The organism is Streptomyces sp. NPDC107581, assembly GCF_055657175.1.
Window position 1 is genome coordinate 43,516 of the sequence record NZ_JBVKBH010000028.1, and the last position, 9,647, is coordinate 53,162.

Here is a 9,647-nt window from a genome sequence, read left to right on the forward strand (position 1 = left end):
GGTGTGGCGGGTGTGGCGGGTGCCTCCCGCTCCGCCCCCCGATCCTCCGGCATTCCTGGCACTGGCCTGTGGCGGGTGTGGTGGGTGTGGTGGCGTGCGGTGAACGGGATGGTGGGGGGGCAGATTCCGGTCTCAGTCCGGTCCTGCAGGTGGCGCCGGGCGGCCGTCCCTGGGCAGCCTGTTGTCGGGGCGGGATCGTCCTGCCGGGCCGCACCCTTGCGCGGCGTGTGGGCGATCCCGGCGGGCGCTGCCCGTTCAGGTACGCGGAGCCGGGCGGGGTGCCGGTGACCGCTGGGGATGTGGTGGAAGTGGCGGAGCTGTGCGCTTGCGCGGGCCATCGGGAACAAGCCCCTCAAGGCACTTCGCAGACGGTGTCTGCGAAGACTGCCAACTACCGTCCGACGCAACGATCTTGTTGTGAGGTGGTCGGTTGCTGGCCGGGGCTCTGTTTCCCGGAATCGGCTGGAAGCAGGCATGGCAGCAGCTGACGGCTGACGGCTGACGGCTGGCCTGGAAGGACTGGTGGCAGCGGTTTCGGCGGCCGGTGTGCTGGGCCGGGCCCGCAGGCGGGTCGGGGTCCGGCTGCTGTGCGCTTGCACTGTTCGACCTGCTGCGCGCAGTGGGTGCGGGGTTCGGTACTGCCGGAATGTGGTGGCGGGGCCTGCTGGTCTGTGTGGTCGAGGGAACGTTGAGGGCCGTGTCCGACAGTCCAGCCGGCCATGATGGCGCTATTTGAAAACGGTTCTGTCAGCGATCTGGTGGAAGCCGTGGTCAAGGGGGCTGTGGCAGCCGGCCGACCAGAGTGACTTCCCCGGTGGCAGCCGGCGAGTTCCGCCCCCGATAACTCAGACACGCGCGCAGACACCCGAACCACCCCCTGGGACCACTACCCAGGAACCTACGCCCGACGCCTAAGAGGTCATCTCATTTGGAGTGTTCGATAGGCTCCAGGTGTGGGGATCGTTGAGCGGTTGATGCCGGATGAGTTGTGGGAGATGTTCCAGCGAGTGGTGCCGGAGGCGCCGAGTCGGCCTCAGGGAGGCGGCCGGCGCCGGCACGGTGACAGGGAGGTGCTGGCTGCGATCGTGTTCGTGGCCACGTCGGGCTGCACGTGGCAGCAGCTGCCGGCCGCCTCGTTCGGACCGTCGGGACCCACGGCTCATCGGCGTTTCACCGAGTGGTCGAAAGCCCGGGTGTGGGCGAAGCTCCATCGCCTGGTCCTCGATGAACTCGGCTCCCGGGGTGAACTGGACTGGTCGCGCTGTGCGATCGACTCGGTGAACATGCGGGCCCTGAAAAGGGGGACCTGACAGGTCTGAATCCGGTGGATCGGGGCAAGTACGGCTCGAAGATCCACTTGATCACCGAGCGGACTGGACTGCCCATCTCTGTCGGCATCTCCGGCGCCAGTCTGCATGACAGCCAGGCCCTCGAACCGCTTGTGCGAGGCATCCCGCCCATCCGTTCCCGGCGCGGTCCGCGCCGACGGCGGCTGGCCAAACTTCACGGTGACAAGGGCTACGACTACGACCACCTGTGCCGATGGTTACGTCAGCGCGGCATCCGGCACCGCATCGCCCGCAAAGGCATCGAGTCCTCCAAGCGACTGGGACGGCACCGTTGGACCATCGAACGCACCATGGCCTGGCTCGCCGGATGCCGCCGCCTCCACCGCCGCTACGAACGCAAAGCCGAACACTTCCTGGCCTTCACCAGCATCGCCTGCACCCTCATCTGCTACCGCAGACTCACCAAATGAGATGACCTCTAAGCCGTGTCTCTCCGATCATGTGATCGTTGTCCAGGTCGTGTTGAGCAGGGGGGACTTGAGTGACGACGAGTGGGCAGTGCTGGAGCCGCTGTTGCCGACGAGCAACAGGCGGTGCGGGCGGTGGCGGGATCACCGGCAAGTGATCAACGGGATCATTCACCGGCTCAGTACCAGCTGTCAGTGGCGTGAGCTGCCGGCACGGTTCGGTCCGTGGAAGACCGTGCACAAGCGGCATTTGATGTGGTCGGCCGATGGCACCTGGGAGAAGCTGTTGCGGCACGTCCAGGCCGTTGCCGACGCGGCCGGTGACATCGACTGGGACATCAACGTCGACTCCACGTCAATCCGTGCCCATCAGCACGCCGCCGGGGCCCGTAAGGATGCGGCGAGCACGGCAAAGGGGGCCGTGCACGGACGGGTTCACCAGGGCTTGGGCGAGTTCCTCCAGGAGGCGATTCAGAAGGCGAAGCGCTCGGCCGGTCCCGCGGCGGGCTGACCAGCAAACTTCACCTGGCTGCGGACGGCAAGTGCCGCCCACTGGCACTCGTCGTCACCGCGGGGCAGCGGGCCGACTACACCCAGTTCGAAGTGGTGATGGACCAGATCCGGGTACCCCGCACCGGGGTGGGCCGGCCACGACGCACGCCTGACAGTGTCAGCGCGGACCGTGCCTACAGCAACGGCGTCATCCGCGCCTACCTGAGACGGCGCGGGATCCGCCACGTGATCCCGGAGAAACGAGACAGCAAGGCCGCCCGCCGCCGCAAGGGATCGCGCGGCGGGCGGCCCCCCCGGGCTTCGACGTCGTGCGCTACCGCCATCGCAACACCGTCGAGCGAGCGGTGAACAAGCTCAAGCAGTTCAGAGCCGTCGCGACCCGCTACGACAAGCGCGGATACGTTTACCTCGGCACCGCCACCGCCGCAGCACTCCTCATCTGGCTCCGGTCATGATCGGAGAGACACGGCTTAGGAGAGCCACGTCCACTTGGTGTAGTTCCCGCTCCTGACGTAGCAGGAAGCCCAAGTGTCACCGGAGGAGTAGTGACCGACGAGGCAGGGTTCGGGGGAGCCGATTATGCTCGTGCCACGGATTGTGCTGAAGAACTGGTTGTAGTCTCGATCTCCGCAGCGCGCCGTCACCACCTCATGGGCGAAGTCTCCCTTGGGCGAAATTGGGATGCTCAGACAGACCTGGCTGGCACTTCCGCCGGTGCGCACCATCATGATCTGACCGGCGGCGAGCCCCCACCAGATGGCCTGATTGCTGCGTGTGCAGGGCACCATCTTCACTGCGTGAGCCTCTTTGGTGCCGTTGTCAGTGCCTTGCAGACACTTGCCAGTGGCCGCGTTCTTGATCATGTTCTGGACAGAACTGGCAGCAGCCGGTGATGCGGCTATCCCGGCTTGGGCGGTTGCGGTCAACGCAGCTGTGGTGAGGACCGCTCCGAGGGCTCGATACATCAGTAGACCCCTTCGTGTGGTGGTGCCATCCCTCCGAAAGACGTGGCACTCTCGTACCCGTCCTTGAGGGCTGGAGTGGTGTCCGGATCATGCTGGCAACAATCTGCGCCACCACGAAGAAGTTCCCCCTCGAAATGAGCGAAAGTCGTTCGTATGCGCTTTCCATCGGTGGATTCTTGAGCTGCCCACAGTTCAAGTGGCACACTGCACCGGGCTGGGGTGGCTTTGCGAGCCGCCGTCCGTCCTCGTCGTACGGGAGAACGGTGAGGATATAAGGGCGGGACCGCCTGAGCAACCTGCCGGTCTCCACGGGCAGCCGTCCCCAGGGCCGAAACCCGCGTCCCTTGTTCCTTCTTCGGCAGCAGCGCTCCAGACCCAGTAGGAAACTGAGCAGTTTCGGCTCAGTAGTTCGCTCGCTGCGGCCATAGCGTCAGGGTTCAGCGTTCGCATGCGCTCCCTCAGGCGTGGGCCCATGCCCGTACTTCCAGCGGATTCCCGAGGTGATGGCGCGCTGGTCGTGAACGCGGGAGCATTGATGGGGCTGGAGGTGGTCCAGGCTCTGGCGGGCCAAACGGGGCCGGGCTGCGGCTCGGGCAGGCCCTTCTGGGCCCATGAGGCCTGGGAGTTACAGCGCCAGCCGCACGGGTATGGGCGAACGGTCTCGTGGTGCTTGTCGGCAGGGACGTCGCAGGAGGTCATTTCTCGTGCGCTCCGCAGGCGGCTTTGTGAAGCTCGGCGGCATGGTGCAGGAGTGCGGCCACGGACTGCTCGAACTGGTCTCCTGCCGCGGGAGTGTCTAATCAACGGCGGATCCGATGATCAAGGAGACGCCTGATGAGCGAGGTCATCACCGAGCACGAGATCGTGGAAGAGCCGGTCGTCGAGTCGGCGGCGGAGGCGGTGTCGGACGAGCAGTTGATCGCGATGCTGGTCGATCGTGCCCGCAATGACGGGCCCCAGCTGACCGGGGAGGGCGGGCTGCTGCAGCAGCTTACGAAGCGGGTGCTGGAGTCCGCCCTGGAGGGCGAGATCACCGACCATGTCGGCTATGGCAAGTACGACGCGGCGGGCCGGAACAGCGGCAACAGCCGCAACGGCCCCCGCGCCAAGACAGTGCTGACCGATGTCGGTCCGGTCGAGGTGAAGGTGCCGAGGGATGTGGCCGGCACCTTCGAGGCGCAGATCGTCAAGAAACGGCAGCGCCGGCTGACCGGTGTCGACGAGATGGTGCTGTCGCTGTCGGCGACGGGCCTCACTCATGGGGAGATATCGGCTCATCTGGCCGAGGTGTACGGAGCCTCTCCAAGCAGACCATCACCACCATCACGGACAAGGTGATGGAAGGCATGCCTGAATGGCAGTCACGTCCGCTCGACCGCGTCTACCCCGTCGTCTTCGTGGACGCCATCAACGTGAAGATCCGCGACGGTCAGGTCGCCAACCGGCCGATCTACCTGGCCATGGCTGTGACCGTCGAGGGCACCGGGGACATTCTGGGGATTTGGGCAGGTGATGGCGGCGAGGGTACCAAGCACTGGCTCACTGTGTTCACCGAGCTCTGTAACCGCGGCGTCGAGGACGTGCTCATGCTCGTCTGCGACGGACTGAAGGGCCTGCCGGACGCGGTCGAGACCGTCTGGCCGCGAACTGTGGTGCAAACATACATAGTTCATCTGATTCGGAACAGCATCCGCTACGTGGCCCGGCAGGACTGGGACAAGGTCGCCATGGATCTCAAGCCCGTCTACACCGCGCCGAGCGAGGCCGCCGCGAGCGAACGGTTCCTGGAGTTCTCCGAGAAGTGGGGCACCAAGTATCCGGCCGTGATCAAGCTGTGGTCCGACGCCTGGGCCGAGATGGTGCCCTTCCTCTCCTTCGACGTCGAGATCCGCAAGGTGATCTGTTCAACGAACGCGATTGAGAGCGTGAACGCCCGCATCCGCAAAGCCGTGAGGGCCCGCGGCCACTTCCCCTCGGAGAACGCCGCGTTGAAATGCGTCTACATGGCGCTCATGTCACTGGATCCGACCGGCAAGGGCCGCCGCCGCTGGACGATGCGCTGGAAGGCCCCCCTGAACGCCTTCCAGATCGCCTTCGAGAGACGCCTCACCCTCACCACCAGCAACTGACTCAACAACCAAGATCAGCCGTTGATTGGACACATCCCCGTAAGGGCCGCATCGTCGCCGCAGTCGTACCGGAAGCGCTCGTGCGAGACTACGTGAGGCTTCGCGCACTGGAAGCGGCCGTCATCGCCGGCGCCACCCTGGACCCGGAACAGACCGCCGAGGACGCTGCCGCCTGATCCCACCGAGACGACGTATCCCGGTGGGGGCCGCAGTCGTCGGCGGTGTTCCACGAGTTGAGCCAGGGCGCCGGCACCATGGACGTCGTCGACGGGTGTCGGGAGACTGGGGCCGCTACCGGCCACCACGGCCCCGACTTTGGAGACATCATGCGCACCCGTTCCGCAGCCACCCTCAGCGCCTTCGTGCTGACTGCCGGCGCGTTGCTGGCGACTGCCGCGCCCGCAGCTCACGCCACCGCCTACCCGGTCACCCCGTTCGACGTGACGGTGGGCAACACGTACACCCGGGGCACGATCACCTGGTACAACCGCGTCGTCACCATCGCCGGAGAACACAAGTCGGTGTCGGCCTCCTCCTGCCGGGGGACCACCGGCTACACCCTGAACAGCGCCGGCCACGAGATCTCCGCCGGGTACAGCCACAAGGGCGTGTGCGGGAAGTCGGAAGCGTTCACCTTCGACGTGCAGGCCGACGTGGAGGGAGGCGCCGCGTTCGTCCGTATCTGCCTGGACGACGGCTCGACCGACGTCCCCCCGCCCCCCTACAAGTGCACCCGCTACAACCACTGACCAGCGCATGCCCGCGACCCCCCATCGAGACAGTGTCTTGGTGGGGGGTTGGGGGGCCGCGGGTTTTGGTCTGGCTCGCTGTCAGACGCCATCCGCTTTCCGAACGTGATCGGTTGGTTCGGGTTGGGTGGGCATGGACTCCGGTTTGTGGCGGGAGAGATGGGCGTGGTTCGTCCGTTCGTCTTGCTCGTGGAGGTGGCTGGTGTCGTCGGTGCTCGGTCTGCTGGAGGTCCGGGAGAAGAAGGTCCGGGAAGAGATCGCGCGGTTGCGGGAGGAGGCCGAGCGGGTGCAGGCCGCGCTCGGCGAGGCGGAAGGCGCCCTTCAGCGTCTGGTGGATGCCCGGGTGACAGTGGCCGAGGTGCTGGCCGGGCCGCCTTCGGTGGTCACGGAGCCGATGGGAAGCGCGGTGGCGGGTTCGACGGTGCCGCTGCGGGAGGCGGGCATGGCGGCGACAGCCCTCGCGCCGGACTACCAGCGGATCTTGTCGGTGCTGGAGTCTGACGTGGGCCGGGAGGGCATGCGCTGCCAGCAGCTGGCCGTCGCGCTGGGGCTGGAGGCGGTCCCGGCGAAGGTCGAGGGACTGCGATCGAAGGCGAAACGGCTGGTGGAGCGAGGGTGGGCACTCCGGGTGCGGCCGGGGGTGTTCACCACGCTCACGATGCCGGCCCGCTGAAGCCGGCCGGTCGGCGTCCGGCCAGGCGACCGCTCATGAGCATGGTCATCGACCACAGCACCATGGCTTCGTGCATGGCGGGCAGCGTCTCGTAGTCGCGCACCAGGCGGCGTGAGCGCATCAGCCGGCTCAGCGTTCTTTCCACCACCCAGCTGCGCGGCAGCACCACGAATCCCGTCGTGTCGTCGGTGCGTCTGACGATCTGGAGGGTGATCCGGAGCTCTTCGCGGGTCCAGTCGACGAGCCGGCCGCCATAGCCGCCGTCCGCCCATACCAGGCGGATGGAGAAGTACTGCCCCCGCAGCCGCTGAAGCAGCGGAACGGCGGCGTCGCGGTCCTGGACGCTCGCCGCGCTCACTGCGACGGCCAGGACCAGGCCGAGGCAGTCCACCACCAGGTGCCGTTTGCGGCCGCCCACCCTCTTCCCGCCGTCCCACCCGGACGTCGGACGCGGGATGTTCGCCGCCGCCCGCACCGACTGCGAGTCCACGATCGCGGCCGTCGGGTCCCGCAGACGGCCCTCCTTCTCCCGGACGCGGTCGCGCAGCCGGTCGTGGAGTTCGGCGAGTAGCCCCGTGACCTGCCAGCGGCGGGCGAAAGCATGCACGCGCCGATACGGCGGGAAGTCCGCAGGCAGATTGGCCCACTTCACGCCGTTGTCCACGACATAGCGCACTGCGTCGAGCATGACGCGGTGGCCATAGCCCTCCGGCCGCCCGCCGCGTCCCTCCAGCCAGGCCGGAACCGGAAGCAACGGCCGCACGACCCGCCACTCCGCCTCCGTCATGTCGGAGCCATAGCTCGAAGTGCGCTCCGGCCTGTCCGCCGCGTTGCCGAACCTGTGCGCGAGGCAGTCACACGACGGTGACAGCGAGTTGGACTCCACGCACGCGGACACGAAAGACTGCGGCAACAGGGCCTCCTGGTACTCGGATGGGATCGCACCCCCGAACTACCAAGAGGCCCTGCTTCCATGCGTCAGTCCGCACACGATCACCCGATCAGGAACCCAGTTCGACCAGGCCATCCACGTGATCGATAAGCGGATGGCGTCTTAAACTGACACCAGAGGACGAGCCAGTATGGCTTGAAGTAAACCCACAGGGACAGTTCCTGTTCCTAGAACCGCTTACGGGCGAGCCGCTAACCGAGCACTTCGCTGACTTCCTGCTCTCAGCGGCAATCGAACCTTGCACTGGGCAATGAGGCGAGGTCGGCGCAAAAAGTCAGCTGACTCGATGTCGCTCCGGGGCCGGCGGTGCGGCCAGCAGCACGGGCGGCACTTGGCTTCGCAAGCCGGAGAAGGCCGTAACCGATGCTGGCAAGTCCGGTCATCAGGCCCGGAGTTTCGATCCCGAACGGAATGCCACAGACTCAGCCCTCACGGCCGATGTCCTCTAGAATCCGAGCCGCGGCCAGCTCGGTTTGAGTCCGAAGTTGCGGTACTTCCACGCGATGGCCTCGAGGGTGCGGCGGTGGTCAGCCCACCGCCGCCCGCGGACCGGATCGGCCGGCATCAGCGGCAGAATCCGGTCCCACATCGCATCAGTGATCAGTAATCGGACAGGCATATCCGATCAACTGATCCACCCATCAAAGAGACACGCGCTAGGCGGAGGCGTTCACGACCTGCTGCCACCTGCTGACCGCCCTGCCCGCCGTCACTTGACGACCGGCCGCCAGACCCGTCGAAGACCCGGAAGGAGCAGGACCAGCACACTCCGGGAGCCGTGGAACCCCGGCGCAGCCGCAGCGAAACGCGAAGGCCTCACCCGCGACCACGCGGAACAAACAGGGCGAACCAACGACCTGGTCATGCACTCACGACCGTTGACGAATCGAGGTTAACCGGGTTCGATCAATCGACAAGGAAGTCGAACCTGATCAGCAGATCAGTGTCCCAATCGATCTCCCCGCGAACAAAAACGACACCGTTCGTGGGAGTAACGTTGTAGAGGTGCACCCCTGCTGTCGCGAATATGGGGTTTTGGTTCGCGTCGACCTCTGTCAGGCTACAAAACACGGAGCTGTTCCCGGTGAGACCGGGGATGTTGAAGCCTTGATTGAAGAGGCGATGATGACCGCCGAAACCGCGTCGCACGGACGACCTTGGCTTAATCGCCCCTCCCTCGGGGTGGACCGGCTGCGTGTCGGCCACCGGAGTTTCAGCATAAACTGGTGCTTTCGTATGACTGGTCATCGATACCCCGCCTTTTCCTTACCTCTTCCCCTGCCGACCCCCCTACAAGTGTCATCCGACGTTGCTCCGCTCGCAACACGGTCGGAGTGCACCACTCCCCCACTTCATTCGGCGCCAAACTGCGTATCCATCAGGTAAGGACCGTTACAACCTCCGCACTCCATGCAGGCCCGGTGGTACCAGTGAAGATCCGTGCGCGCGTGAGAGCACCACGCACGCTGCTCGTCCGCACCGTAGCGCCGTTCTCACCACGAGGCTGGCCACATAAGGGGATTGACCGTTGTCACAATCCGGCCCTCGCATTCACCAACAGCCGAGGCTGTCAGAGAGAGGGCCGAGCCCATTACAGTTCGACTACTGACACGGAGTCGGCGAAGAAATTGGTCACGTAAGACCTCGTAACACGATCTTGGTCGTGTCGTCGAGGCATCGCGTTCGCCGGATCGACGCTGGGTCGCTCTGACGAGCTGCCAAGCTACGGATTGATCCTGGGGTCTGCTGCACGATCGGGTGACATCTGAACTGGCTTGCCCTGTGGGGCGGGTGGGAAGGATGTCGCTGTGCCCAAGCCCTATCCGGAAGAGTTCCGCCAGGACGTCGTGCGGGTCGCGAGGAACCGCGGCCCGGGTGTCACGGTCGAGCAGGTGGCCACCGATTTCGGG

The 9,647-nt window shown here is 65.8% G+C and carries 6 protein-coding genes and 3 pseudogenes; 5 read left to right on the plus strand and 4 right to left on the minus strand.

The window, feature by feature from the left end:
* Window positions 1–974 precede the first annotated feature (974 nt).
* Window positions 975–1,759, plus strand: a protein-coding gene (locus tag ACZ7P3_RS40745; RefSeq protein ID WP_472089700.1) for an IS5 family transposase whose coding sequence is annotated in 2 segments (ribosomal slippage) — window positions 975–1,295 and window positions 1,298–1,759 — 783 coding nt in all. Because the reading frame shifts where the segments join, the coding sequence is not laid out codon by codon here.
* Window positions 1,760–1,811: 52 nt separating this feature from the next.
* Window positions 1,812–2,724 (plus strand): annotated as a pseudogene (locus ACZ7P3_RS40750) (IS5 family transposase).
* A gap of 15 nt (window positions 2,725–2,739) precedes the next feature.
* Here the strand turns inward: ACZ7P3_RS40750 and ACZ7P3_RS40755 are convergent.
* The gene (locus ACZ7P3_RS40755; RefSeq protein WP_472089689.1) at window positions 2,740–3,132 is read right to left on the minus strand and encodes a ricin-type beta-trefoil lectin domain protein; all 393 of its coding nucleotides are present in this window, start codon (window positions 3,130–3,132) and stop codon (window positions 2,740–2,742) included.
* 1,026 nt (window positions 3,133–4,158) lie between these two features.
* Between ACZ7P3_RS40755 and ACZ7P3_RS40760 the strand changes: the two are divergent.
* From ACZ7P3_RS40760 to ACZ7P3_RS40770, 3 genes and pseudogenes are all read left to right on the plus strand, one after another.
* A pseudogene (locus ACZ7P3_RS40760) lies at window positions 4,159–5,363 on the plus strand (IS256 family transposase).
* A 326-nt stretch (window positions 5,364–5,689) separates the two neighbouring features.
* Window positions 5,690–6,112, plus strand: a complete 423-nt coding sequence (locus ACZ7P3_RS40765; protein ID WP_472089691.1) for a hypothetical protein — start codon at window positions 5,690–5,692, stop codon at window positions 6,110–6,112.
* Window positions 6,113–6,314: 202 nt separating this feature from the next.
* The gene (locus ACZ7P3_RS40770; RefSeq protein ID WP_472089693.1) at window positions 6,315–6,785 is read left to right on the plus strand and encodes a hypothetical protein; all 471 of its coding nucleotides are present in this window, start codon (window positions 6,315–6,317) and stop codon (window positions 6,783–6,785) included.
* Here the strand turns inward: ACZ7P3_RS40770 and ACZ7P3_RS40775 are convergent.
* The 3 genes and pseudogenes from ACZ7P3_RS40775 to ACZ7P3_RS40785 all read right to left on the minus strand — a co-directional run bounded on the left by ACZ7P3_RS40775 (window position 6,766) and on the right by ACZ7P3_RS40785 (window position 8,985).
* Window positions 6,766–7,572 (minus strand): IS5 family transposase, encoded by an 807-nt coding sequence (locus ACZ7P3_RS40775; protein ID WP_472089694.1) that lies wholly within the window; start codon window positions 7,570–7,572, stop codon window positions 6,766–6,768. The two genes, ACZ7P3_RS40770 and ACZ7P3_RS40775, sit on opposite strands and share 20 nt — an antisense overlap.
* Window positions 7,573–8,224: 652 nt before the next feature.
* Window positions 8,225–8,356 (minus strand): annotated as a pseudogene (locus tag ACZ7P3_RS40780) (IS5/IS1182 family transposase); the annotation flags it as partial.
* A 287-nt stretch (window positions 8,357–8,643) separates the two neighbouring features.
* A complete protein-coding gene (locus ACZ7P3_RS40785; protein WP_472089696.1) occupies window positions 8,644–8,985 on the minus strand; it encodes a hypothetical protein in 342 nt (113 codons plus the stop codon).
* Between the last annotated feature and the right edge of the window lie 662 nt (window positions 8,986–9,647).

Bases quoted from the DNA above. Each gene is read 5' to 3' on its own strand.
- ACZ7P3_RS40775 (WP_472089694.1), bottom strand. From the start codon at position 7,572: ATGACGGAGGCGGAGTGGCGGGTCGTGCGGCCGTTGCTTCCGGTTCCG.
- ACZ7P3_RS40765 (WP_472089691.1), top strand. From the start codon at position 5,690: ATGCGCACCCGTTCCGCAGCCACCCTCAGCGCCTTCGTGCTGACTGCC.
- ACZ7P3_RS40785 (WP_472089696.1), bottom strand. From the start codon at position 8,985: ATGACCAGTCATACGAAAGCACCAGTTTATGCTGAAACTCCGGTGGCC.
- ACZ7P3_RS40755 (WP_472089689.1), bottom strand. From the start codon at position 3,132: ATGATCAAGAACGCGGCCACTGGCAAGTGTCTGCAAGGCACTGACAAC.